We start from the raw sequence: 22916 nt of genomic DNA, 5'->3' as shown, positions 1-22916 counted from the left end.
CTGAAGAACGAAGGGCCGGTGCATTGCACCGGCCTTTTTTTCAACCCATGCGCCATTCAGACGCCGACTGGCATCCTTGTGCTGGGATCAGCGCAGAAGTATCCAAGTCTGGTTGTCAATGGGAGGTTTGCCATGAAGCGCAGGATGATTTCCCTCGGCGTCGTCGCCGCGGTCTCGCTCGCCGCCACGGGTTCGGCCTTCGCCCTCACCGGCAAGGAGTTCCTTCGCAAGTACAACAAGGACAAGGACAGCACCGTCGAGATCGTCGAGGCCATCGACCTCGGCACCAAGGTCTTCAAGGCCATCAATCCGGACAAGGACAAGACCCTTGAGGCCGCCGAGACCAAGGGCCGGCTGACCGACGAGGATTGGGCCGCCGTGAACAAGGACGGCGACAAGACCCTGGAGCTGGACGAGTGGCTCATCATCGTGCGCAAGCGCTTCAACGATGCCGATGCCAACAAGGACGGCAAGCTGACCGAGGCCGAGCTGGATTCCCCCGCCGGCCAGCAGCTTCTGCTGCTCATCGCCAAGTGAAGCTGACGGCACGCCGCGCCTGATGCGGCTGGGGAGGGCGTGGCGTCCTCCCCCAGTGAAAAGCGTGTAGGCGCGCCGCTGTGGCGGCGCTCCTTGTCCCAGTCGCTGCTTCAGTTGAGACGCAGCAGGAAGCGCCGGTTCACCGCCTGCAGCGGGCGGGCGTTCATGGGGAAGATGGCGCGGAAGGCGTCGATGTCCGCCTGCGCCACCTCGATGGGCGCCCCGAACACGTTCCAGTCCACGATTTCCGAGCAGGGCGGCGTGGTCAGCGACCCCTCGTAGCGATAGGTGCCGCGCGCCGACGGCAGGAAGCCGGCCGGATCAAGCGGCGCAGCCAGCGTCTTGTCCCCGGTCTTGCGCGGCGCGGCAGCCATGATCGAGGAGAAGCCGGCATTGGCGGCGCCGGGCACCATGAACACACCGGCCACCAGCAGCCCGCCTTCAGGCGCTGCATGGACGAAATGGGCTTCCATGGCGGTGCGCTTGCCGTCGATCGCGTGCTCGCTCGGCGCGTGGAAGTGGAACTGCTTGAGCGCGTAGGTCTTGCCGCCCATGGTGGCGGTGCCCCCGTCGCCGGTCACGTCGGCCTGGATGGTATGGCCGTTGTTCACCACCTTGTAGGCGAACGGCTTCCAGGCAAGCACCGGGCCGGCGCTCTCCGCCTTGACGGCGCCTTCGAGATTGATCGGCGATTGCTGGCTGCCCACCGAGCAGGCCGAAAATCCCTTTTCGAGCGAACCCCATTCCTGCGGTCCGCCGTGGCCTTCATAGGTCCAGTGCGCTCCCTCGGAAGCGCGGGCGGCGTTGGCGCAGACCGGGCAGGCGACAAGGCCCGCAAGCAGCGTGCGACGATTGATGGTCATTGAATTGCCCCTTGTATGGCGGTTCCTCCGCTGCGGCCAAGCTTACCAGCGCTGGGGATACTCGCAAAAGCCGATACTGTTCCGGGATGGATCAGATTGCGGCTGACGCGGCTGCTGCCAGGGCGGCGAAGGCGGCTCGCGGATCGTCCGCGCGCATGATTCCCCCCATGACCGCGACGCCCTTGGCCCCCGCGGTGAGGCAGGCCGGCGCCGTCTCTGCGTCGATGCCGGCGAGCGCGACCACCGGCACGGCGCTCGTGCGGGCGAAGGCCGAGAGCCCTTCAAGCCCCAGCGCCGGTCCGTATCCCGGCTTGGATCTTGTGAGGAAGACGGGGCTCGCCGTGATGTAGTCGAGCGCGGCCGGATCGGCGGCGGTGGCCTCCGCCAGGGTGTGGGTGGACAGGCCGATCAAGGCCCCCGGCCCAAGGAGCGCCCGTGCGGCCTTCGCATCCCCGCCGCCGGAGAGGTGCACGCCGTCCGCAGCGGCGGCCTGCGCCAGCGCGGGCGGGCCATGCAGCGTCAGGCGGGCATCGAAGGGGGCTGTCACGGCGCGCAGGCGGGCGAAGAGGGCGATCTGCGCTGCGGCCGGCAGGTCCTTCTCCCGCAGGCTCACCCATCTGCACCCGCCGGCGCAGGCTGCGGCCACCACGTCCGCCAGATCGCCCCGCGCCAGCGTGCGGTCGGTGATGAGGAGCAGCGGCGGCGTCGGCAGATGGGGCAGGGGTCAGCTCCCGACCAGACCGAACTCGGGGCTGGAGGCCTCCGCGTGCAGCTTGCGCGGGATGCGGCCGGCGAGGCGGGCGAGGCGGCCGGCGTCCACCGCGTGGCGGAAGGCGGTCGCCATGCGCACCGGATCGAGCGCCTTGGAGACCGCGGTGTTGAGCAGCACTGCCGAGCAGCCCAGCTCCATGGCAAGTGCCGCGTCGGACGCCGTGCCGATGCCCGCGTCCAGCACCACCGGCACGGGCGAGCGGGAGCAGATCAGCTCGATCATGTGCGGATTGGCGATGCCGAGGCCGGTGCCGATCATGGAGCCGAGCGGCATGACGGTTGCGGCGCCGAGGTCCGCGAGCTTCTGGCAGGTGACGGGATCGTCGTTGCAATAGGGCAGGACGACGAAGCCGCGCGAGACCAGCTCCTCGGTGGCCTTCAGCAGCTCCTCCACATTGGGATAGAGCAGCTCGCGGTCGCCGATGACCTCCAGCTTCACCCAGTCCGTCTCCAGCGCCTCGCGGGCGAGTTCGGCGGTGAGCACCGCATCCTTGGCGGTCTGGCAGCCGGCGGTGTTGGGCAGGATGTGCACGCGGCCGGTGAGGAGGTCCGTCAGGCTCTCCTCGTAGCCGGCGAGGCTGATGCGGCGGATGGAGGCCGTGGCCATCTCGCTGCCCGAGGCGGCCAGCGCATCGAGGAAGACCTTCTGGTTGGGATAGCCCGCCGTGCCCAGGAACAGCCGCGACGAGAAGGTGCGGCCGGCGATGACGAGGGGATCGGCGTTGGGATTTTCGAACGCGCTCATGGTGCTTCTTCCCGGCGCCCGCGCACGAGCGCTCTGTTCTGTTCGGCCGGGGCTCAGCCGCCCTGCTTGGCCTCGATGATTTCCACGGCGTCGCCTGCGGAAAGGCGCGCGTCGGTCCAAGTGCGGCGAGGCACCACCGCGCCGTTCACCGCCACCGCGATGCCCTTGCGCTCCGGCTCAAGCCCCTTGGCGACGAGCAGGTCGGCAACGGTGGCGACGGGATGCGCTTCCTCGGCGCCGTTCACCTTCAGGGCCAGCATGGCGCTCACTCCGCCGCCGCGCGCGGCGGGCCGAAGCGCTCCGCGCCGAAGGGCCGGGCCACGTCCGCAATGGTGCCGCTGAGAATGTGGTCGGCGATCACCTGCGTCGTCACCGGCAGAAGGAGGATGCCGTTGCGGTGGTGGCCGGTGGCGTAGACGAGGCCGTCCACCTCCGGGCTCGGGCCGAGGATGGGCGCATCGTCCCGGCTGCCGGGGCGGAAGCCGACCCATTGCTCGACGATGCTCAGCTCTTCCAGCGTCGGCAGCGCCCGCCACGCATGGGTGAGGAGCGCGAGCTGGCCGCCGGCCGTGAGGTCGGTGTCGAACCCCTTCTCCTCGGTGGTGGCGCCGAGGATCAGCCGCCCATCGCGCCGCGGCACGAGATAGGAGCCCGGCGCCCACAGCACGTGGGAGAGGATGGGTGCCGCCGGGTCCATGCGCAGCGAAAGCATCTGCCCCTTGATGGGGCGCACCGGCAACGGCGTCGCCGGGGTAATGTCCACACCCCGGCTCCAGGCGCCGGCGGCCAGCACCACCACGTCGGCGGCATGGTGGGTCTCGCCGGTGACGACGCCGGTGGCCCGGCCGCCGGCGGTCTCAACCCGGCTGACCGGGGTGTGTTCGTGAAGCGTCGCGCCGGCCTTCAGCGCGGCGATCTTCAGCGCGGCGGCAACCTTGCGGTTGTCGACCTGATGATCCTCCGGGCTCAGCACGCCGCCGGCGAGGCGGGGGGCGAGATAGGGCTCGCGCCGACGCACCTCGGCGGCGGTGAGCCACTGGACGGGCAGGCCGAGGCCCTGCTGGAAGGCGAATAGGTGGCGCAGCTTAGCGAGATCGTCCGCCGTGAGGGCGATGGTGATGGTGCCTTCGGTGCGCAGGTCCACCTCTTGTCCGGAGGCATGCTCCAGCTCCGCCGCGAAGGCGGGCCACAGGGTCTGGCTGGCGCGGTTGAGGGTGAGCAGCCCTTCCTCGCCGGGCTCGGCCTCGGCGCAGGCGGCCAGCATGCCCGCGGCGGCGCGGCTCGCGCCTTGCCCGGTCTCACCGGCGTCGAACAGGTCCACCGGGCAACCCGCCTCGGCGAGGCGCCACGCGAGGGCGAGGCCGATGACGCCGCCGCCCACGATGGCCACATGGGGACGGGCCACACGCGGTTTCGCCTTTCCCGCCGGTGCAGAGCCGGCTTGCGATGAAGGTGCGAATGTAAACTGCGACAAGCTCTCGCTCATCGGCATCTCCCTACGCTGGCATGATCCAGACAGGTTCGATGGGTGTGATCTCAGCCGCGCATGATGCGCGGCACCCCAGGCCGTGTCTGTTATTTATTCATGCCGGCCGCAGAACTGCAAGAGGCGGAGCGCCCGGGACGAGGCGGACCTCAGCGGTTGAGTTCGCTTTCGTCCAACTGGCGCGCCTCGTCGGCGAGCATGATCGGGATGCCGTCGCGGATGGGATAGGCGAGGCGGGCGGCGCGGGAGATCAGCTCCTGGCGCTCGCGGTCATATTCCAGCGGCCCCTTGGTGAGGGGGCAGACCAGGATTTCGAGCAGCTTGGGGTCGACGTCGTGGCCGGGACGCTGGGACTGGATCATGTTCTCGCTCTTTGGTGCCGCGCGTTTCGAGGGCAAAGGGTCCGCGGCGCGCCACCATAGCGGCGGCGGGGTGGCCTTTCACCAGTGATTTTCGCGACATCACGGCCGCTGATGGGCATATCACGCGGTTTCGCTGTCTTTCCGCCCCCGCAGCCCCTAATGAAGCGGCCTTGGAATCGCGCCCTCGGGAGCCCAATGGATCGACGCTTGGCCCTCGGGCTTCTTCTCGGCTTCGTCGCGGTCGTGATGTTCGGCGCGACGCTGCCGCTCACCCGCTTCGCGCTGCACGATTTCAGCCCCTGGTTCATCAGCTTCGGCCGCGCCGCCTTGGCGGGCTTTGCGGCGCTCGGGCTGGTGCTGGCGCTGCGCCGGCCGTGGCCGTTCGGCCAGCCCAAGGTGCTGTGGCGCCTCGCCGTGTCCTCCGCCTGCCTGATCTTCGTGTTCCCGCTGGCCATCGGCGTCGCCACCCAGACGGTGCCGGCGGCCCATGGCGGCATCGTGCTCGGCCTTCTGCCCCTGTGCACGGCCATCGCGGCCATGCTGCTGGCCGGCGAGCGGCCGGGCCTCGGCCTGTTTGCCGCGAGCGCGGTGGGGGCCGGGCTGGTGGTGGCCTTCGCCTTGCGCAACGGCGCGGGCGGCGCGCTGGGGATGGGCGACAGCCTCTTGTTCCTCGGCGTCATCGCCTGCGCCATCGGCTACGCGGTCTCCGGCGGCCTCGCGCGCACCATGTCGGGCTGGGAGGTGATCGCGTTCATGCTGATCCTCTGCCTGCCGGTGACGCTGCCGCTCGCGCTCCTCACCTTTCCATGGGGTGGGGCGGGCACTGTGGCAGGCGCCTCCTGGGCGGCACTGGTCTATCTCGGCCTCTTCAGCCAGCTCATCGGCTTCTTCTTCTGGAATGCCGGGCTCGCCATGGGCGGCATCGCCCGCGTCGGCCAGATGCAGCTCCTTCAGACCTTCGTGACGGTGGGACTCGCCTGGCCCATCAATGGCGAGGTGCCGGACGCAGAAACCGTGGCCTTCGCCGCGGGCGTGGCGCTGGTGGTCGCGGTGGCGCAGCGGACCCGCTCCCGGCCGCGCTGATCCCGCAAAAGCAAACGGCCCGCCGAAGCGGGCCGTTCGTCAGTTTCCAGAATGCCGGAAGGCTCAGGCCGCCTTGGAACGGGCGGTGATGAGCTTGCGGTTCACCAGCACCTCGGCGATCTGCACCGCGTTCAGAGCGGCACCCTTGCGCAGATTGTCCGACACGCACCAGAAGGCGATGCCGTTGTCCACGGTCGGGTCGTCGCGCAGGCGGGAGATGTAGGTCGCGTCCTCGCCGGCCGCCTCGTGGGGGGTGGCATAGCCGCCCGGCTCACGGGTGTCGATGACGAGGATGCCGGGCGCCTCGCGCAGGATCTTGCGCGCGTCGTCCGCGGACAGCTCCTTCTCGAACTCCACGTTCACCGCCTCGGAGTGGGAGATGAAGACCGGCACGCGGACGCAGGTGGCCGTGAGCTTGATCTTGGGGTCGAGAATCTTCTTGGTCTCGGCCACCATCTTCCACTCTTCCTTGGTGAAACCGTCGTCCATGAAGACGTCGATCTGCGGGATGAGATTGAAGGCGATGCGCTTCGGGAACTTCTTCGGCTCCACCGGATCGGAGACGAAGACGGCGCGGGTCTGCGAGAACAGCTCGTCCATGGCATCCTTGCCGGCGCCGGAGACGGACTGGTAGGTGGAGACCACCACGCGCTTGATGGTCGCGGCATCATGCAGCGGCTTCAGCGCGACCACGAGCTGCGCCGTGGAGCAGTTCGGATTGGCGATGATGTTCTTCTTGGTGAAGCCGACGATGGCGTCCGCATTCACCTCGGGAACGATCAGCGGCACGTCCGGGTCCATGCGCCACTGGGAGGAATTGTCGATGACGACGCAGCCCTGCGCGCCGATCTTCGGCGACCACTCCTTGGACACGGCTCCACCGGCCGACATCAGGCAGATGTCGGTGTCGGAGAAGTCGTAAGTCTCAAGCGCCTTCACCTTCAGGGTTTTATCGCCGTAGGAGACTTCCACGCCCTGCGACTTTCGCGAGGCGAGCGCGACGACCTCGTCCGCGGGGAAACCCCGCTCGTCGAGGATCGAGAGAATCTCCCGGCCCACGTTGCCCGTGGCGCCGACGACGGCGACCTTGTAACCCATGATGTTCCTCGGATGTCTCGGCCCATGCGGCCGAAGACCGTGCTTTTAGGCCGAACCCCCTGGCCTTGCAAATCGAAGATTCGCGATCGGGCACGGCATCGGCGCATTGAACTGTTGCGTCAACGCAACGCGCCGGCGTCGAGAAGGCGGGAACATGGCACCGAGGAGGCGGGTTTCCTTGCGCAGGGGACAAACGTCTATTAATCCAGTCAAGGTCGGCCCTGCGCCGATCTGGGAGGATGCCATGGGTTTCGCGTCGTTCACCACCTTCGCTGCTTTCGCCCGTTCGGGCCTGAAGACGGCGCTCTCGGTGTCGCTGGCGGCGGCAGCCATTGCGGCGACCACCGGTGCCTTTTCCATCGCGTCCGCCGACAGCGCCGAGGCGCAGACGGTGAAGAAGCGCAACCGCATCGTGGTGGAGCGCCGCTCCTATCTCGATGCCGGCACGGTGGTGAAGCCCGGCTCCAAGTCGTACCTCGATTACGCGCTGCCGCCCGGCTATTTCTACCCGACCTATGGGCCCACCGCCGCCGGCCCCGGCCCCATCACCGGCCTGCGCTGGCCGCTGCCGGGCGCCTTCGACCTGCCGGGCTTCTGAGCCTCGGCCGAAGGAGAAGACGGAAGGGGCCGCCTCGCGGCCCTTTTTTGTGCGGCGAAATCACAGCGATTTATCGGTGTTTAATTTTTATCCCGGCCAAGCATGACATTTCCGCTTGTGCGCGCCATAACGGCCCTATGCCGCGCCGTCGGCCCGACCTTCCAGCGCAAGATGCCCCTTAAGAGCCCATGCCCCGCCCTCGCTTCGCGCTGCCGATGCTGAGCCGCCAGCCCCGCCGCAGCGTCATTCCGGGCTTTCGGCTCTCGCTCGGCCTCGCACTGCTCTATCTCGGCCTCATTGTGCTCCTGCCCATCGGCGCGCTGCTGCTGAAGGCGGCGGACGTGGGCTTCGAGCGTTACATCGCCATCATCACCTCGCCGCGCACGCTCGCCTCCTTCCAGGTGACGCTCACCACAGCGGCGCTGGCGGCGCTGTTCAATGCCATCTATGGCCTCGCCCTCGCCTGGGTGCTGGTGCGCTACGAATTCCCCGGCAAGCGCCTGCTGGATGCCATGGTGGACGTGCCTTTCGCCCTGCCCACGGCGGTGGCGGGCCTCGCGCTGACGGCGCTGTTCGCCAAGAACGGCTGGTTCGGCGCGCCGCTGGCGCAGTGGGGGATACAGGTGGCCTACGCCCCGGCCGGCATCGTCTGTGCCATGGCCTTCACCTCCATCCCCTTCGTGGTGCGCACGGTGCAGCCGGTGCTGGAGGACATGGAGCCGGAACTGGAGGAGGCGGGCGCGACGCTGGGCGCGAGCGACCTCACCATTTTCCGCCGCATCATCTTCCCCACCATCTTCCCGGCCTTCCTCGCCGGCACGTCGCTGGCCTTTGCCCGCTCGCTCGGGGAGTTCGGCGCGGTGGTGTTCATCGCCGGCAACCAGCCGTTCCGCACCGAGATCGTGGCGCTGCTCACCTTCATCCGGCTGGAGGAATATGACTACGCCGCCGCCGCGGCGATCGCCGTCACCATGCTGGGCCTCGCCTTCATCATGCTTCTGATCGTGAACGCCGTGCAGGCGTGGCATCAGAAGTTTGCGATGGGGGATGCCTGATGGCCCGTCCCGTGAACCGCCACCGCCTGCGCGTCGGCGACGGCGCGGTGACGCGCGCGGTGATTCTCACGCTGGTGCTGGCGACCACCGGTCTGGCGCTCATCGCGCCGCTGGCCGTCATCTTCGCCGAGGCGTTCGCGCGCGGCGTGCCCACCTATCTCGAAGCGCTCGCCCGGCCGGATACGCTGCACGCGGTGGGGCTGACGCTGCTGACGGCCCTCATCTGCGTGCCGCTCAACACCGCCTTCGGCATCGCCGCCGCCTGGGCGGTGACGAAATTCTCCTTCCGCGGGCGCAACCTGCTGCTGGCGGTGGCGGAGCTGCCCTTCTCCATCTCGCCCATCGTGGCGGGCGTCGCCTATCTCTTCGTCTATGGGGCGCAGGGGCTGTTCGGGCCGTTTCTGCAGGCACACGACATCAAGATCATGTTCGCCGTGCCGGCCATCATTCTCGCCAGCCTGTTCGTCACCGCGCCGTTCGTGCTGCGCGAACTGGTGCCGCTGATGATGGCGCAGGGGCGGGACGAGGAGGAGGCGGCGGTCAGTCTCGGCGCCTCGGGCTTCGACGTGCTGCGGCTCGTCACCCTGCCCAACGTGAAGTTCGCGCTGCTCTACGGCGCTGCCCTGTGCAATGCGCGGGTGATGGGCGAGTTCGGCGCCGTCTCCATCGTCTCCGGCAACATCCGCGGCCAGACCTCCACCCTGCCGTTGCAGATCGAGCTGCTCTATCAGGACAGCCACGCCGTCGCCGCCTTTGCCGCCGCGACGGTGCTGGCGGGCGTCGCCCTGTTCACGCTGGTGGCGAAATATCTGATCGAGCGGGCAGAGCGGGCGCGGGGCGAGATCGTCGCGCCGCGCCGGCCGGGGCACTGATACCGACGGTCCCGGTCTTGGACCGGTGCCGATTGCTTCGCTCAGGCGCCGCGCGGGCTTGAGCCAGCCTCAGGCCGCAGCGGCGGTGCCCGTGGCGGCGGCGATTTCGCGCTTCATGGCGGCGATGGTCGCGGCATAGTCCTTGGCGCCGTAGATGGCGCTGCCGGCGACGAAGGTGTCCGCCCCGGCCGCGGCGATGGCGCCGATATTGTCCACCTTCACCCCGCCGTCGATCTCCAGCCGGATGTCCTTACCCGAGGCGTCGATGCGCTCGCGGATGGCCTTCAGCTTGTCCAGCGCCGAGGGAATGAAGGCCTGCCCGCCGAAGCCGGGGTTCACCGACATGACGAGCACGAGGTCCAGCGCATCCAGCGTGTAGTCCAGCACCGAGAGGGGAGTGGCCGGGTTCAGCACCAGGCCGGCCTTCGCGCCCTTGGAGCGGATGAGCTGGAGCGAGCGGTCCACATGCTCGGACGCTTCCGGGTGGAAGGAGATGAGGTCGGCGCCGGCGCCTGCGAACGCCTCGATCATGCCGTCCACCGGCTTCACCATCAGATGCACGTCCACGAACGCCTTGGTCGCCTTGCGCAGGGACTGGAGGATCAGCGGGCCGATGGTGAGGTTGGGGACGTAATGGTTGTCCATCACGTCGAAATGGATCCACTCGGCGCCGCCCTCGAGCACCGCATCCACCTCGGCGCCGAGGCGGGTGAAGTCCGCCGAGAGGATGGAGGGGGCGATGATGGGATAGGCGCGGGCCATGGGGATCTCTCCTTAACGACTGGATAGGCGGGGCGCGGTCTCGTGCCCTGGCCGACTGGAGCGTCAGTGGAAGGAGAGCCGGGGCCCAGCGCAATATTGCGCCGAAGGCGGCTCCCTTCATGACCCTCGCAGACGTGAGCCTGCTGCGCAGGACCTTTCCCTGGACCCCGGATCAGCGCTCCAACTGCGCTGTCGCTTGTCCGGGGAATGAGGCAGCCGTGGCTGCCTCAGGCACTTCTATAGGCACGGCGCCGGGTGGGCGCCAGCCGTCCCCTCAGTGCACCACCTGCGCCAGCTCGCCGGACGCATAGCGCTTGGCCATCTCGTCCAGTTCGATGGCCCGGATCTTCTCGGCCTTGCCGGCGGAGCCGAAGGCCTCGAAGCGGGCGATGCAGACCTTCTTCGCCTCTTCCATGGCGGCGGCCATGAACTTGCGCGGATCGAACTCGCTCTTGTTCTTGGCGCCGACGCGGCGGATGGCGGCGGTCATGGCGAGGCGGATATCGGTATCGATGTTCACCTTGCGCACGCCGTAGCGGATGCCTTCCTGGATTTCTTCCACCGGCACGCCGTAGGTCTCCTTGATGTCGCCGCCATAGGTGCGGATTTCCTCAAGCAGCTCCTGCGGCACCGAGGACGAGCCGTGCATCACCAGATGGGTGGTGGGGATGCGCTGGTGGATCGCCTTGATGCGGTCGATGGCGAGGATGTCGCCGGTGGGCTTGCGGGTGAACTTGTAGGCGCCGTGGGAGGTGCCGATGGCGATGGCCAGCGCATCGCACTGGGTCGCCTTCACGAACTGGGCCGCCTCGTCCGGATCGGTGAGCAGCTTGGAATGGTCGAGGGCCTCCTCGGCGCCATGGCCGTCCTCGGCCTCGCCCTTGCCGGTCTCCAGCGAGCCGAGGCAGCCGAGTTCGCCTTCCACCGACACGCCCACCGCATGGGCCAGCTCCACCACCTTGGCGGTGACGGAGACGTTGTAGTCGTAGTCCGCCGGGGTCTTGCCGTCTTCCTTCAGGGAGCCGTCCATCATCACGGAGGAGAAGCCGGACTTGATGGCGCCCATGCAGACGGCCGGGGAGGCGCCATGGTCCTGGTGCATCACCACCGGGATCTCGGGATAGGCTTCCACGGCAGCGGCGATGAGGTGGCGCAGGAAGGCTTCGCCGGCGTATTTGCGGGCGCCGGCCGAGCCCTGGAGGATGACCGGCGACGCGGTGGCGCGGGCGGCGTCCATGATCGCCTTCACCTGCTCCATGTTGTTCACGTTGAAGGCCGGCAGTCCGTAGGAATGCTCCGCCGCATGGTCGAGCAGCTGGCGCATGGAAACGAGGGCCATAGTCCTCTCCTCTTCAAAGTTCAGGTCGGCGCCGCGATGCGCGCGCCATGGTTCCGTCCGCACCGTCATCCCCGGCCTGTGCCGGGTTCACGGTGCTGCTTGGCTGCTGTCCGTCGCCTTCACCGGTCCGGCGGACCCGGCGCGGGCCGGGTCGATCGTTTCGTCCGGTGGCGCCCCCGCCCAGCCGTCCCCCGCAGGGGAGAGGCCTTCATTGGCGCTTACCCTACCGCGCGGCGCACCGCGTCGGCCACAGCTTCCGGTGTAAAGCCGAACAGCGGCCACAGGTCCTTTTCCGGTGCCGATTCGCCGAAGCGGTCGATGCCGATGGCGATGATGCCGTCGGCGCGGGTGCCGGAGAGGCCGCGCCAGCCGCGGGTGACGCCCGCTTCCACCGCCACCACCGGCACGCCCTTGGGGAAGAGGGCCGCGCGCTCGGTCTCGGTCAGCGCCTCGAAGCGCTCACGGCAGGGCATGGAGACGATGCGGGTGGGAATGCCCGCGGTATCGAGCAGGTCCGCCGCCGCCGCTGCCAGCTTCACTTCCGAGCCGGTGGCGACGAGCACGGCACGGGCGAGGCCCTCGCTCTCGCGCAGCACGTAGGCACCGGCCTCGATACCTTCGATCTGCGCCGCGTCACGCGGCCAGCACGGCAGGTTCTGCCGCGACAGGATGAAGGCGCTCGGGCCATTCGTGCGGGTCAGGGCGGCGTGCCAGGCGGCCAGCGTCTCCACCGTGTCGGCGGGCCGCCACACGTCGAGGTTGGGGATGAGGCGCAGGCTCTCCACATGCTCCACCGGCTGGTGGGTGGGGCCGTCCTCGCCGAGGCCGATGGAATCGTGGGTGAGGATGTAGATGACCCGCTGGCCCATGAGCGCGCTCATGCGCATGGCGTTGCGGGCGTAATCCGAGAACACGAGGAAGGTGGCGACGAAGGGGATGAACCCGCCGTGCAGCGCGATGCCGTTGGCGATCGCCGACATGCCGAACTCGCGCACGCCGTAGAAGATCTGGTTGCCGGCGGGATCGCGGGTGATCGGCACGGCGCCGGGGAAGGTGGTGAGGTTGGAATGGGCGAGGTCCGCCGAGCCGCCCAGGAATTCCGGCACCGCCGGGGCGAGGGCGGCAAGGGCCAGCTGGCTAGCCTTGCGGGTGGCCACCGTCTCCGCCTTCTCCACGGTGGCCTTCAGGGCCGCCGCGTAGGTCTCAGCGAAGGCGGGGGAGAGGTCGCCTTTGAGCCGGCGGCGGAATTCGGCCGCTTCCGCCGGATAGGCGCGCTCATAGGCTTCCATGCGCGCGTCCCAGGCCGACTGGCGGGCCGCGCCGGAGCGGCGGGCATCCCACAAGGCGTAGATGTCCTCGGGCACCTCGAAGGGCGCGTGGTCCCAGCCCATGGCGGCGCGGGTGCGGGCGATCTCCTCGGCGCCGAGCGGGGCGCCGTGGGTGTCCTGGTGGCCTTCCTTGGTGGGCGCGCCGCGGCCGATGGTGGTCTTGCAGCAGATCAGCGTCGGCTTGCCGGTCTCGGACAGCGCCGCCTCGACCGCATCGCGCAGCATGGCGGGATCGTGGCCGTCCACGTTGCGGATCACCTGCCAGCCGTAGGCGGCGAAGCGGGCCGGGGTGTCGTCCGGGAACCACTCTTCGACCTTGCCGTCGATGGAGATGCCGTTGTCGTCATAGAAGGCGACGAGCTTGCCGAGGCCGAGGCGCCCGGCCAGCGAGCACGCCTCGTGGCTCACGCCCTCCATCAGGCAGCCGTCGCCGAGGAAGACGAAGGTGCGGTGATCGACGATGGAGAGGCCCGGCCGGTTGAACTGGGCGGCCAGCGTCTTCTCGGCGATGGCCATGCCCACCGCATTGGCAAGGCCCTGGCCGAGCGGACCGGTGGTGGTCTCCACGCCCGGCGTCATGCCGAGTTCGGGATGGCCGGGGGTGCGCGAATGCAGCTGGCGGAAGCGCTTCAGCTCGGCGATGGGCAGATCGTAGCCGGTGAGGTGAAGCAGGGCATAGATCAGCATGGAGCCGTGCCCGTTGGAGAGCACGAAGCGGTCGCGGTCGGGCCAGGAGGGGTCTGCCGGATTATGCCGCAGATGCTCGCGCCAGAGCACGGCGGCGATCTCGGCCATGCCCATGGGGGCGCCGGGATGGCCCGATTTCGCCTGCTCCACGCCGTCCATGGCGAGGGCGCGCAGGGCCGCCGTCACCGGCCAGCCGAGCGCGCCGGGAGAACGGTCGACAGGCGCCGGAGCGTCGGCAGCGGCGAGTGCAGCGGCGTGGGCGGTCATTGTTTTCTCCCTCCGGCTCGTGACCCCGCGCAACACCCCGGGCGTCGCCGGGTGGTCGGAAGGGCCTGCCAATTGTCAGTTACGCAAAACGCGCGCCATCTCTTGCCGGAAGAAGCGCTCGGCTCCGGTCCGGAAAGGGTGGGGGGAGGGCAGCAGCCACGCGTCCAAGGTCGCCCGGGCTTCGGGGCTCAAGAACGTGCCGCCCTCCCCCCTCACCCTCCCCCCGGCGCGGGGGAGGGGAGCTTCGCGCCCGGCTCAGCCGGCGCGGCGCTTCCTGTCCATCAGCTTCATGATGAGCGGGGTCAGCAGGAGCTGCATGGCGAGATCCTGCTTGTTGCCCGGGATGACGATGGAATTCGCCCGCGACATGAAGCTGTTGTGGATCATCGACAGCAGATAGGGGAAATCGATGCCGTGCGGGTCGCGGAAGCGGATCACGACCATGGATTCGTCCGGCGTCGGGATCCAGCGGGCGACGAACGGGTTGGAGGTGTCCACCGTCGGCACGCGCTGGAAGTTGATGTCGGTCTCGGTGAACTGCGGACAGATGTAGCGCACGTAATCGGGCATGCGCCGCATGATGGTGTCGGTCACGTCCTCGGTGGTGTAGCCGCGGGTGGCCTTGTCGCGGTGGATCTTCTGGATCCACTCCAGGTTGATCACGGGCACCACGCCGATCTTCAGGTCGGCATGCTGGGCAAGATTCAGTTCGTCGGTGACGACCGCCCCGTGCAGCCCCTCGTAGAAGAGGATGTCGGTGCCCTGCTCCAGATCTTCCCAGTCGGTGAAGCGGCCGGGCTCGGTATTGTACAGCTTGGCTTCGCCGGCATCGTGGACATAGTGCCGGAAGCGGCCGGAGCCGGTCGCCCCGTAGTCCTTGAACAGCTGGGCCAGATCGTCGAGCCGGTTGGTCTCGGGCGAGAAGTGGCTGAAGTGCTTGTTGCCCTTGGCCGCCTCGGCGGCCATCAGCTCGCGCATCTCATAGCGGTCGTAGCGGTGGAAGCTGTCGCCTTCCACGAAGGCCGCCTTGACCTTCTCGCGATAGAAGATCTGCTCGAAGGTCCGCTTCACGGAGGTCGTTCCCGCGCCCGACGAACCGGTGACGACAATGATGGGGTGCTTGATGGACATGGTGTGCTCGAATCTCGGAGATCAGGGGGCGCGGTTCAGATGAACAGTCCGCGCCGCGCGAACAGCGGCGAGCGCTCGCCATGGCCGTTCGGCTCCAGGTGATAGCGGGAGACCCGGGCCACCTCGTCGCGGGAGCCGAAGATGAACGGCACGCGCTGGTGCAGGCCGGTGGCGGAAAGGTCCAGGATGGCGCCCCGGCCGTCGGTGGCCGAACCGCTCGCCTGCTCCATCAGGAAGGCGACCGGGAAGGCCTCATAGAGAAGGCGCAGGCGGCCGTGGGTGTAGCCCTTCCGGCCATCGCCCGGATAAAGATAGATACCGCCGCGCTGGAAGATGCGATGCGCGTCCGCCACCATGGAGGCCACCCAGCGCATGTTGAAGTCGCGCTCCCGCGGCCCCTTCTTGCCGGCGAGGCAGTCATCCACATAGTCACGCACCGGCACGTCCCAGTGGTGGTAGTTGGACATGTTGATGGCGAACTCGGCCGCGCCCTCCTTCACCTTCACCTCTGCATTGACCAGGCGGAAGAGGCCGGCGCGGTCGAGGGCGAAGTGCCAGGTGCCGGCGCCGAGCGTCAGCATCATCGCGGTGTGGGGGCCGTAGATCACATAGCCGGCGGCCAGCATGTCCCGCCCGTTCTGCAGGAAGGCAGAGGGTTCGGACGCGTCGGCGCCTTCGGGACGCGGGAAGACGGCGAAGATGGTGCCGACCGAGATGTCGGTATCGATGTTGGACGAGCCGTCCAGCGGATCGATGGCGACGAGCAGCGGCGCGGTGGCATCGAGCAGGACCGGGGCGTCATTCTCCTCGGACGCCACCGCCGCGACCGGCGCCGCCTTCAGTGCGCCGATGACGATGTCGTTGGAGATGACGTCCAGCGCCTTCTGGCCTTCGCCGGCCTCGCCGGAGGAGAGGGTGCGGGCGAGATCGCCGGCGAGCGGCCCCTCGGCGATGGCTGCGGCCAGCGACGCGCAACCGGTGGCGAGGGCGCAGACGGTATCAGCGACGGCACGGCGGCGGGCATCCGCACCCGCCCACTCGTCGAGCATGACGGTGAGCGTGATACGCGAGGCTGCGACACCTGCAGCCTGGGCAACTGCGGCCCGATGGTCTGCGTTCGGCTCCAACATGGCAGATCTCCCTGAGGGCTCCTCCGCGCGGCCCGTTCGGCGGGCCGTCACAGGTTTTATTTTTGGTCGTCTTCCGGTCCCGAAGCGGATTATTCCGTCTGGGGTTTGTAGTCCGGGGCGTCGATGCCGCCGGCAAACACCCGGCTGGCGCGAACATCCCCCTCGGAAATGGTCGACAGGGCAGCGCGGTCGGCGAGCCCGCCGCTCTCGAACAGCCGCAGCGACTGGCGCAGCCGCATGCGGTCCAAAGCGTTGCGGATCGAGCGCGCGTTGGCGAAGTTCGGCTGGAGCCGGCGCTTGGCCACATATTCCTCGATCGCGACCTCGGCCTCCGGGCTGAAGGTGTAGTCGGCATCGGCCGCCATGGTCTTGGCGATCTCCACCAGCTCGGCGTCCTCATAGTCCGGGAAGTCGATGTGGTGGGCGATGCGGGAGCGGAAGCCGGGATTGCTCTCGAAGAAGCGGTCCATGCGGTCCTTGTAGCCCGCGAGGATCACCACGAGATCGTCCCGCTGGTTTTCCATCACCTGGAGCAGAATCTCGATGGCTTCCTGACCGTAATCCCGCTCGTTCTCGGGCCGGTACAGATAATAAGCCTCGTCTATGAACAGGACGCCGCCCATGGCCTTCTTAAGAATCTCTTTGGTCTTCGGTGCCGTGTGGCCGATATATTGGCCCACGAGATCGTCCCGCGTCACCGAGACAAGATGACCCCGCCGCACATATCCAAGGCGGTGGAGGATCTGCGCCATTTTCAGCGCGACCGTGGTCTTGCCGGTGCCGGGATTGCCGGTGAACGCCATGTGCAGCGTCGGCGCGCCGGAGGTGAGGCCCAGCTTTTCGCGGGCCCGGCCGATGACGAGGTGGGCGGCGATCTCGCGGATGCGCCGCTTGACGGGCTTGAGCCCGATCAGGCCCTCGTCCAGCTCGGCGAGAAATTCGGGGACTTCGCTCTCGGTGAAGAGAGCGCCGAGGTCGAGCCTGCCCTCGGCAGCCTCAGCCGGCAACGCGGCGGACGGTGCGGATGTGGCAACATCGAGCATGACTCGAACCTCGGCGTTAAGTGGCGCGGTGGGAACGGCCGCGCTGGTGAAGCTCGAAATGGGTGGTCAGATCAGCCGGCCGCGTAGGACCGGTGCTGGAGTGCGTAGCGCTGGGTGCGGCCCGGCCCTTCGGTGCGGTCGAGGCGGAAGCCGTCTTCCTTCTCCGGACGCTGGACGATGAAGGAGAGGCGCACCGTCTCCCACCCGCGATTGGAGTCGAAGGCGTTCACCCGCACATACTTGCCGGGATGGGCGGTGCGGCAGGCCTCGACCTCGCCATAGACGCCGGCGGCATCGCGCAGGTCGAACATGGGCAGGCCCCACATCTCCCAATAGGTGTTCCGGGGATGGGGATCGTCCGTGTACTCGACCGAGACCGCCCAGTTCTGGTCCAGCGCATACTGGATCTGGGCCTTGACCTGGGCCGCCGTGAGGTCGGGCAGGAAGGAGAAGGTGCCTTGGGTGATGCGCATGTCTCTTCTCCTCAGGCGACGGACGCGGTGGGCACGAAGTCGGACGTGTCGGTGGAGGCGTAGTTGAAGGTCACCTCGCCCCAGGTATCGAGGGCGGCGCGCAGCGGCTGGCACCACTTGGCGGCCTCGACCAGGATTTCCGGGCCTTCGTTCTTGATGTCCCGGCCCTCGTTGCGGGCAAGGATCATGGTTTCCAGCGCGACGCGGTTGGCGATGGCGCCGGCCTGGATGCCGTCGGGATGGCCGATGGTGCCGCCGCCGAACTGAAGCACCACGTCCTCGCCGAACAGGTCGATGAGCTGGTGCATCTGGCCGGCATGGATGCCGCCCGAGGCCACCGGCATGACCTTGCGCAGGCCCGCCCAGTCCTGATCGAAGAAGATGCCGCGGGTGTAGTCGGTCTTGGTCACGTCCTCGCGGCAGACGTTGTAGTAGCCCTGCACGGTCATGGGGTCGCCTTCCAGCTTGCCCACCGCGGTGCCGGTGTGGAGGTGGTCGACGCCGGCGAGGCGCAGCCACTTGGCGATGACGCGGAACGAGATGCCGTGGCCCTTCTGGCGCGTATAGGTGCCATGGCCCGCACGGTGCATGTGCAGCAGCATGTCGTTTTCGCGGCACCAGTTGGAGATGGACTGGATGGCGGTCCAGCCGACGATGAGGTCCACCATCACCACCACGGAGCCCAGCTCCTTGGCGAAGTCGGCGCGGCGGTACATCTCTTCCATGGTGCCGGCGGTGATGTTGAGGTAGTGCCCCTTCACCTCGCCGGTCTCGGCCTGCGCCTTGTTGACGGCTTCCATGCAGTAAAGGAAGCGGTCACGCCAGTGCATGAAGGGCTGAGAATTGATGTTCTCGTCATCCTTCACGAAATCGAGGCCGCCCTTGAGGCCTTCGTAGACCACGCGGCCGTAGTTCTTGCCAGAAAGACCCAGCTTCGGCTTGGTGGTGGCGCCCAGAAGGGGGCGGCCGAACTTGTCGAGGCGCTCGCGCTCCACGACGATACCGGTGGGCGGGCCGCGGAAGGTCTTCACATAGGCGACGGGGAGGCGCATGTCCTCTAGGCGGCAGGCCTTCAGCGGCTTGAAGGAGAAGACGTTGCCGATGATCGAGGCGGTGAGGTTGGCGATGGAGCCTTCCTCGAACAGGTCGAGCTCATAGGCGACCCAGCAGAAATACTGACCCGGCTGCCCCGGCACCGGCTCCACCTTGTAGGCCTTGGCGCGGTACATGTCGGCGGCGGTGAGGCGGTCGGTCCACACCACGGTCCAGGTGGCGGTGGAGCTTTCACCGGCGACGGCGGCGGCGGCCTCGACCGGGTCCACGCCGTCCTGGGGGGTGACGCGGAACAGCGCGAGGATGTCGGTGTCCTTGGGCTGGTAGTCGCCATCCCAATAGCCCATCTGGGCATATTTCAGCACGCCTGCGGCGTACCTCTTCTTGGCGTCCTTGATCTGCCCGATGGCGGCGTCGGCACCCATGATGGCGGCCCTCCTGTTTGTTGAGGTGACCTTGCCCCCGCGCCGATTTCAGGTAAATTTAAATGATATGAAGTAGGCATTCAGGAAATCTGAAGTGGCGCCTCACTGGACCCTTCGACAGCTCCGCCTCGTGGCTCTCGCCGCGGCCTCCGGCTCCTATGCCAAAGCCGCGCAGGACATGGGTTTGAGCCCGCCCGCCGTCACTGCTCAGATGAAGGCGCTGGAGGAGGACATCGGCGTCCCGGTGTTCGAGCGGGTGGACGGCCGTCTGCGACCGACCGCCGCTGGACAGGAGCTTCTTTCCGCTCAGGAGCGCATCGCGCGTGCCTTGTCGGAGGCGGAGCGGGCCATTGCGGCACTGAAGAGCCCCGAGCGCGGTTCGGTGGTGGTGGGGGTGGTCTCCACCGCCAAATACTTCGCCCCCATGGCCCTCGCCGCCTTCCGCCGACGTCGGCCGGAAATCGAGCTGCGGCTTATCATCGGCAACCGCGAAGACATCATCCGGGGCATTGTGAGCCTTGATTTCGACGTGGCCATCATGGGCCGTCCGCCGCCGTCGCTGGAGGCGGAGACGCGGCTGATCGGCGACCATCCGCACATCGTCGTGGCGCCCGTGGACCATCCCCTGTTCAAGCGGCGCAAGCGAATCACCCCGGCCGATCTCACCCGCGAATCGCTGCTGGTGCGCGAGCCGGGATCGGGCACGCGCATCCTCATGGAGCGGGTGTTCGAGGAGGCGGGGGCGCCCAACCCGCCCATCGCCATGGAGATCGGCTCCAACGAGACCATCAAGCAGTCGGTGATGGCCGGCCTCGGCCTCGCATTCATCTCCGCCCACACGGTGGCGGCGGAGGTGGCGGACGGTCGGCTTCGGGTGCTGGAGGTGGAGGGGCTGCCGGTGGTGCGCCAGTGGCTGGCGGTGCGCGCCCGCGACAAGCGCCTGCTGCCGGCCGGACAGGCGCTGATGGACTTTCTCGAGCGCGAAGGCGCGAGCTTCCTGCCGCAGATGCCGGGCGGGGAGGGCGGCCGCTGCTATCTGCCGGACCACGTCTCCGGCAGCACCCCTGCGAAGGCTGTAGCCCGCGATCCGGTCTGAGTGCGCCCCGAAACGAAAGACGCCGCGCTCCTTGCGGGGCGCGGCGTCCTGACGTCCGGGCGGTGACGGGAGGCTATCCCTTGGCCGCCGATTTCTTGCCGAAGCCGAGGGCGCCCTTGATGTTGTCCCACAGCTCGATCTTCACCCCGTTGCGCCGCATGATGACGGCCTGCTGGGTGACGGAGAGCGTGTTGTTCCAGGCCCAGTAGATCACCAGGCCGGCGGCGAAGTGCGCCAGCATGAAGGTGAAGATGATGGGCATCCAGTTGAAGATCATCTGCTGGGTCGGGTCCGGCGGGGCCGGGTTCAGCTTCATCTGCACCCACATGGTCACGCCCATGATGAGCGGCCAGGCGCCGAGCAGGAGATAGCTGCCGATGACCGGCACGGAGCCCGGATCCCACGGGATGAGGCCGAACAGGTTGAACACCGTGGTCGGGTCGGGTGCCGAGAGGTCGCGGATCCAGCCGAAGAACGGCGCATGCCGCATCTCGATGGTGACGAACAGCACCTTGTAGAGGGCGAAGAACACCGGGATCTGGATCAGGATGGGAAGGCACCCCGCCACCGGATTGATCTTCTCCTTCTTGTACAGCTCCATCATCGCCTGCTGCTGCTTCACCTTGTCGTCGGCGTAGCGCTCGCGGATGGAGGTGAGTTCCGGCTGCACCGCCTTCATCTTCGCCATGGAGGCGTAGGACTTGTTGGCGAGCGGGAAGAAGATGCCCTTCAGCAGCACCGTCACCACCAGGATGGCGACGCCGAAATTGCCGACGACGCGATAGATCCAGTCGATGACGAGGAACAGCGGCTTGGTGATGAAATAGAACCAGCCCCAGTCGATCAGCCGGTCGAAGCGGTCGATCTTGTAGGACTCGGCGTAGCCGTCCACCACCTGAACCACCTTGGCGCCAGCGAAGAGCTGGCCGGAGGAGGCGATCTTGCTGCCCGGCTCCACCGTGAGGGGCTGGGCGAGATAGTCGGTCTGGAAGGTCTGAACGCCGTTGATCATGGCGGAGGAGAACTTGGCGTCCACCTTCACGCTCTGGTCGGGAATGACGGTCGCCGCCCAGTATTTGTCGGTGATGCCGAGCCAGCCGCCGGTGGCGGAGAAGGCGAGCGGCTTCTCCTTGTCCATCTTGGCGTAGGTGACTTCCTGCAGGCCGTTGTCGCCGAGGACACCGATCAGGCCCTCATGCAGGATGTAGAAGCCGGCCACGTGCGGCACGCCGTGCCGCGAGACGAGGGCGTAGGGATAGAGGGTGGCCGAGGCGGAACCCTTGTTCTCCACCTCGTCCTTCACCGCGAACATGTAGTGGTCGTCGATGGTGAAGGTACGGCGGAAGGTCAGGCCCTGCCCGTTGTCCCAGGTGAGGACGAGGGGGGTCTTCTCGGTCAGGGTGGCGCCGGGCTGGGCGGTCCAGAGCGTGTCCGGGCCGGGCACGGCGACGCCGGCGCCGGCGGCCGAGGTCCAGCCGAATTCCGCATAGAAGGGATTGGGACCGCCGGACGGCGACAGGAGCACGATGTTCGGGCTCTTGGGGTCCACCGTCTCGTGATACTCGGTCAGGAGCAGGTCGTCCGCGCGAGCGCCGCGCAGCGAGATCGAACCGCTGAGGCGCTGGGTGGCGATGGGCGCGCGGGGAGAGGCGGCAATGGCCTCGGCCCGGGTCAGCGCCCGGCCGGCGCCCGGCGCGCCCGTCTGGGGCAGGCCCGCGGGGGTCGTTCCCGGAGCGGCACCCGGTGCCGGCGTGGTGTCGGACTGGGCCTGCTGCTGCGCCTGCTGGACGATTCGCTGCTGCTCGGCGGCCTGCCGCTGCTTTTCCGCCTGCGGAATGCCGAAGAAGAACTGCCAGCCGATGAGGATCGCCATCGACAGGCCGATGGCGATGAACATGTTGCGGTTTTCACTCATGCCGGAGGGTCTCCGTCGGCGGCATCGTCAAATCGGGAGTGTGCAAGCCGGCATCGCCAGCGGAGCGTGCCGCGTCCTTAGACGCCGGCAGCGACTCTTTTAAGACCCGCGGCGCGCCCTGTCGGGACCGCGCCTTGTCTTTCGGGAGGGTATCCTTGGAAGCCCGGTCCTTGGGAGCCCTCTCTTTGGGGGCCTTGGGCGCGTGCAGCTTGCGCACGGCGCGCTCCATCTCGGACACGAGGCTGTCGAAGGGGGTGCGCAGCGAGGCCTCGCGGGCCACCAGCACATAGTCGAAGCCGGGTCGCCCGGCTTCCGGCAGCACCTGCCGCACGGCCTCGCGGAGGCGGCGGCGGATGCGATTTCGCACGACGGAATTGCCGGTCTTCTTGGTCACGGTGAAGCCGACGCGCACACCTGCCCCATCGCCGCGATCGCGGCCCTGCATGAGGAAGGAGGCGACGCCGGCACGCTCGGCCTTGGCCGCAGCGAGGAAATCACGGCGTTTCTTGAGACGGTCCAGCCGGCGGAGACGATCCGGATTGAAGTCCGAGGGGCGTTCCACGTTGGACGGCTCCCGAAGTCGGGCAGCTCCGCGAGGGTCCACCCTCAGGCGGACAGGCGCTTGCGGCCGTGGGCGCGGCGGGCGGCAATGATCTTGCGGCCGTTGCGGGTCTCCATGCGCGCACGGAAGCCGTGGCGGCGCTTGCGCACGAGCTTGCTGGGTTGATAGGTGCGCTTCACGGTCAAATCTCCAGATGTCTTGAGGCCGTCTTGCGGATCGGACCCCAGCAGCGGCG

General features: G+C 67.9%; 24 protein-coding genes and 1 riboswitch. Of the genes, 6 read left to right on the top strand and 18 right to left on the bottom strand.

Going from position 1 to position 22916, the window contains the following annotated elements:
• The first annotated feature begins 132 nt into the window (after positions 1-132).
• Positions 133-537, top strand: coding sequence for an EF-hand domain-containing protein (locus tag V5F74_RS06530; RefSeq protein WP_024280438.1), 405 nt, complete (start codon positions 133-135; stop codon positions 535-537).
• A 110-nt stretch (positions 538-647) separates the two neighbouring features.
• Here V5F74_RS06530 and V5F74_RS06525 read toward each other — a convergent pair whose 3' ends face one another.
• The 6 genes from V5F74_RS06525 to V5F74_RS06500 all read right to left on the bottom strand — a co-directional run bounded on the left by V5F74_RS06525 (position 648) and on the right by V5F74_RS06500 (position 4764).
• A complete protein-coding gene (locus tag V5F74_RS06525; protein WP_374253835.1) occupies positions 648-1400 on the bottom strand; it encodes a carbonic anhydrase in 753 nt (250 codons plus the stop codon).
• Between the two features lie 91 nt (positions 1401-1491).
• Positions 1492-2088, bottom strand: a complete 597-nt coding sequence (locus tag V5F74_RS06520; protein WP_394007480.1) for a thiamine phosphate synthase — start codon at positions 2086-2088, stop codon at positions 1492-1494.
• 36 nt (positions 2089-2124) lie between these two features.
• Positions 2125-2916: a thiazole synthase gene (thiG, locus tag V5F74_RS06515; protein WP_029555349.1), complete on the bottom strand. Its 792-nt coding sequence runs from the start codon at positions 2914-2916 to the stop codon at positions 2125-2127.
• Positions 2917-2969: 53 nt separating this feature from the next.
• Positions 2970-3176: a sulfur carrier protein ThiS gene (gene thiS / locus V5F74_RS06510; RefSeq protein WP_250167128.1), complete on the bottom strand. Its 207-nt coding sequence runs from the start codon at positions 3174-3176 to the stop codon at positions 2970-2972.
• 5 nt (positions 3177-3181) lie between these two features.
• The gene (gene thiO / locus V5F74_RS06505; protein WP_374253837.1) at positions 3182-4321 is read right to left on the bottom strand and encodes a glycine oxidase ThiO; all 1140 of its coding nucleotides are present in this window, start codon (positions 4319-4321) and stop codon (positions 3182-3184) included.
• A gap of 69 nt (positions 4322-4390) precedes the next feature.
• Positions 4391-4490, bottom strand: a riboswitch (TPP riboswitch).
• 61 nt (positions 4491-4551) lie between these two features.
• A complete protein-coding gene (locus V5F74_RS06500; protein ID WP_024280433.1) occupies positions 4552-4764 on the bottom strand; it encodes a Trm112 family protein in 213 nt (70 codons plus the stop codon).
• A 195-nt stretch (positions 4765-4959) separates the two neighbouring features.
• Here V5F74_RS06500 and V5F74_RS06495 point away from each other — a divergent pair, with 195 nt between their 5' ends.
• A complete protein-coding gene (locus V5F74_RS06495) occupies positions 4960-5847 on the top strand; it encodes a DMT family transporter (RefSeq protein ID WP_029555346.1) in 888 nt (295 codons plus the stop codon).
• Positions 5848-5910: 63 nt separating this feature from the next.
• On the opposite strand, the gene V5F74_RS06490 is transcribed toward V5F74_RS06495, so the two are convergent.
• Positions 5911-6945, bottom strand: a complete 1035-nt coding sequence (locus tag V5F74_RS06490; RefSeq protein ID WP_029555345.1) for an aspartate-semialdehyde dehydrogenase — start codon at positions 6943-6945, stop codon at positions 5911-5913.
• A gap of 244 nt (positions 6946-7189) precedes the next feature.
• Here V5F74_RS06490 and V5F74_RS06485 point away from each other — a divergent pair, with 244 nt between their 5' ends.
• The 3 genes from V5F74_RS06485 to cysW all read left to right on the top strand — a co-directional run bounded on the left by V5F74_RS06485 (position 7190) and on the right by cysW (position 9470).
• Positions 7190-7543, top strand: a complete 354-nt coding sequence (locus V5F74_RS06485) for a hypothetical protein (RefSeq protein ID WP_024280430.1) — start codon at positions 7190-7192, stop codon at positions 7541-7543.
• A 188-nt stretch (positions 7544-7731) separates the two neighbouring features.
• Entirely contained in the window at positions 7732-8598 is an 867-nt protein-coding gene (gene cysT / locus V5F74_RS06480; RefSeq protein ID WP_081837430.1) for a sulfate ABC transporter permease subunit CysT, read from the top strand.
• Complete coding sequence (gene cysW, locus V5F74_RS06475) at positions 8598-9470, top strand: sulfate ABC transporter permease subunit CysW (protein ID WP_394006905.1); 873 nt, start codon at positions 8598-8600, stop codon at positions 9468-9470. Before cysT ends, cysW begins: the two co-directional genes overlap by 1 nt.
• 69 nt (positions 9471-9539) lie before the next feature.
• Here cysW and rpe read toward each other — a convergent pair whose 3' ends face one another.
• From rpe to V5F74_RS06435, 8 genes are all read right to left on the bottom strand, one after another.
• Positions 9540-10232 carry a ribulose-phosphate 3-epimerase gene (rpe, locus tag V5F74_RS06470; RefSeq protein WP_394006903.1) on the bottom strand — a complete coding sequence of 231 codons (693 nt, stop codon included), beginning with the start codon at positions 10230-10232 and terminating at the stop codon, positions 9540-9542.
• A gap of 274 nt (positions 10233-10506) precedes the next feature.
• A complete protein-coding gene (gene fba / locus V5F74_RS06465) occupies positions 10507-11571 on the bottom strand; it encodes a class II fructose-bisphosphate aldolase (protein ID WP_394006901.1) in 1065 nt (354 codons plus the stop codon).
• Between the two features lie 218 nt (positions 11572-11789).
• Positions 11790-13853: a transketolase gene (gene tkt, locus V5F74_RS06460; protein ID WP_394006899.1), complete on the bottom strand. Its 2064-nt coding sequence runs from the start codon at positions 13851-13853 to the stop codon at positions 11790-11792.
• Between the two features lie 255 nt (positions 13854-14108).
• Entirely contained in the window at positions 14109-14984 is an 876-nt protein-coding gene (locus V5F74_RS06455; RefSeq protein ID WP_024280424.1) for a phosphoribulokinase, read from the bottom strand.
• A 35-nt stretch (positions 14985-15019) separates the two neighbouring features.
• Positions 15020-16114 carry a class 1 fructose-bisphosphatase gene (locus V5F74_RS06450; RefSeq protein WP_374253846.1) on the bottom strand — a complete coding sequence of 365 codons (1095 nt, stop codon included), beginning with the start codon at positions 16112-16114 and terminating at the stop codon, positions 15020-15022.
• An 89-nt stretch (positions 16115-16203) separates the two neighbouring features.
• Positions 16204-17157 carry a CbbX protein gene (gene cbbX, locus V5F74_RS06445; protein ID WP_024280423.1) on the bottom strand — a complete coding sequence of 318 codons (954 nt, stop codon included), beginning with the start codon at positions 17155-17157 and terminating at the stop codon, positions 16204-16206.
• Positions 17158-17228: 71 nt separating this feature from the next.
• Positions 17229-17630 (bottom strand): ribulose bisphosphate carboxylase small subunit, encoded by a 402-nt coding sequence (locus V5F74_RS06440; protein ID WP_024280422.1) that lies wholly within the window; start codon positions 17628-17630, stop codon positions 17229-17231.
• An 11-nt stretch (positions 17631-17641) separates the two neighbouring features.
• Positions 17642-19108 carry a form I ribulose bisphosphate carboxylase large subunit gene (locus V5F74_RS06435; RefSeq protein WP_029555337.1) on the bottom strand — a complete coding sequence of 489 codons (1467 nt, stop codon included), beginning with the start codon at positions 19106-19108 and terminating at the stop codon, positions 17642-17644.
• 94 nt (positions 19109-19202) lie between these two features.
• Between V5F74_RS06435 and V5F74_RS06430 the strand changes: the two genes are divergently transcribed.
• The gene (locus tag V5F74_RS06430; RefSeq protein ID WP_250167134.1) at positions 19203-20204 is read left to right on the top strand and encodes a LysR family transcriptional regulator; all 1002 of its coding nucleotides are present in this window, start codon (positions 19203-19205) and stop codon (positions 20202-20204) included.
• A 73-nt stretch (positions 20205-20277) separates the two neighbouring features.
• Here V5F74_RS06430 and yidC read toward each other — a convergent pair whose 3' ends face one another.
• The 3 genes from yidC to rpmH are packed head-to-tail and all read right to left on the bottom strand — an operon-like array spanning position 20278 to position 22860.
• A complete protein-coding gene (yidC, locus tag V5F74_RS06425) occupies positions 20278-22119 on the bottom strand; it encodes a membrane protein insertase YidC (RefSeq protein WP_024280419.1) in 1842 nt (613 codons plus the stop codon).
• The gene (gene rnpA / locus V5F74_RS06420) at positions 22112-22681 is read right to left on the bottom strand and encodes a ribonuclease P protein component (protein ID WP_394006895.1); all 570 of its coding nucleotides are present in this window, start codon (positions 22679-22681) and stop codon (positions 22112-22114) included. Before rnpA ends, yidC begins: the two co-directional genes overlap by 8 nt.
• 44 nt (positions 22682-22725) lie before the next feature.
• Complete coding sequence (gene rpmH, locus V5F74_RS06415) at positions 22726-22860, bottom strand: 50S ribosomal protein L34 (protein ID WP_024280417.1); 135 nt, start codon at positions 22858-22860, stop codon at positions 22726-22728.
• Between the last annotated feature and the right edge of the window lie 56 nt (positions 22861-22916).

Origin of the sequence: Xanthobacter aminoxidans, from assembly GCF_043193615.1 — a bacterium.
Taxonomy (GTDB): domain Bacteria; phylum Pseudomonadota; class Alphaproteobacteria; order Rhizobiales; family Xanthobacteraceae; genus Xanthobacter; species Xanthobacter aminoxidans.
This window is presented reverse-complemented; position numbering and strand designations above follow the sequence as displayed.

Excerpts from the sequence above, each read along its gene's own strand:
- V5F74_RS06530 (WP_024280438.1), top strand. The coding sequence starts at position 133 with ATGAAGCGCAGGATGATTTCCCTCGGCGTCGTCGCCGCGGTCTCGCTC.
- V5F74_RS06525 (WP_374253835.1), bottom strand. The coding sequence starts at position 1,400 with ATGACCATCAATCGTCGCACGCTGCTTGCGGGCCTTGTCGCCTGCCCG.
- thiG (WP_029555349.1), bottom strand. The coding sequence starts at position 2,916 with ATGAGCGCGTTCGAAAATCCCAACGCCGATCCCCTCGTCATCGCCGGC.
- thiS (WP_250167128.1), bottom strand. The coding sequence starts at position 3,176 with ATGCTGGCCCTGAAGGTGAACGGCGCCGAGGAAGCGCATCCCGTCGCC.
- V5F74_RS06500 (WP_024280433.1), bottom strand. The coding sequence starts at position 4,764 with ATGATCCAGTCCCAGCGTCCCGGCCACGACGTCGACCCCAAGCTGCTC.
- V5F74_RS06495 (WP_029555346.1), top strand. The coding sequence starts at position 4,960 with ATGGATCGACGCTTGGCCCTCGGGCTTCTTCTCGGCTTCGTCGCGGTC.
- V5F74_RS06490 (WP_029555345.1), bottom strand. The coding sequence starts at position 6,945 with ATGGGTTACAAGGTCGCCGTCGTCGGCGCCACGGGCAACGTGGGCCGG.
- V5F74_RS06485 (WP_024280430.1), top strand. The coding sequence starts at position 7,190 with ATGGGTTTCGCGTCGTTCACCACCTTCGCTGCTTTCGCCCGTTCGGGC.
- cysT (WP_081837430.1), top strand. The coding sequence starts at position 7,732 with ATGCCCCGCCCTCGCTTCGCGCTGCCGATGCTGAGCCGCCAGCCCCGC.
- cysW (WP_394006905.1), top strand. The coding sequence starts at position 8,598 with ATGGCCCGTCCCGTGAACCGCCACCGCCTGCGCGTCGGCGACGGCGCG.
- rpe (WP_394006903.1), bottom strand. The coding sequence starts at position 10,232 with ATGGCCCGCGCCTATCCCATCATCGCCCCCTCCATCCTCTCGGCGGAC.
- fba (WP_394006901.1), bottom strand. The coding sequence starts at position 11,571 with ATGGCCCTCGTTTCCATGCGCCAGCTGCTCGACCATGCGGCGGAGCAT.
- tkt (WP_394006899.1), bottom strand. The coding sequence starts at position 13,853 with ATGACCGCCCACGCCGCTGCACTCGCCGCTGCCGACGCTCCGGCGCCT.
- V5F74_RS06455 (WP_024280424.1), bottom strand. The coding sequence starts at position 14,984 with ATGTCCATCAAGCACCCCATCATTGTCGTCACCGGTTCGTCGGGCGCG.
- V5F74_RS06450 (WP_374253846.1), bottom strand. The coding sequence starts at position 16,114 with ATGTTGGAGCCGAACGCAGACCATCGGGCCGCAGTTGCCCAGGCTGCA.
- cbbX (WP_024280423.1), bottom strand. The coding sequence starts at position 17,157 with ATGCTCGATGTTGCCACATCCGCACCGTCCGCCGCGTTGCCGGCTGAG.
- V5F74_RS06440 (WP_024280422.1), bottom strand. The coding sequence starts at position 17,630 with ATGCGCATCACCCAAGGCACCTTCTCCTTCCTGCCCGACCTCACGGCG.
- V5F74_RS06435 (WP_029555337.1), bottom strand. The coding sequence starts at position 19,108 with ATGGGTGCCGACGCCGCCATCGGGCAGATCAAGGACGCCAAGAAGAGG.
- yidC (WP_024280419.1), bottom strand. The coding sequence starts at position 22,119 with ATGAGTGAAAACCGCAACATGTTCATCGCCATCGGCCTGTCGATGGCG.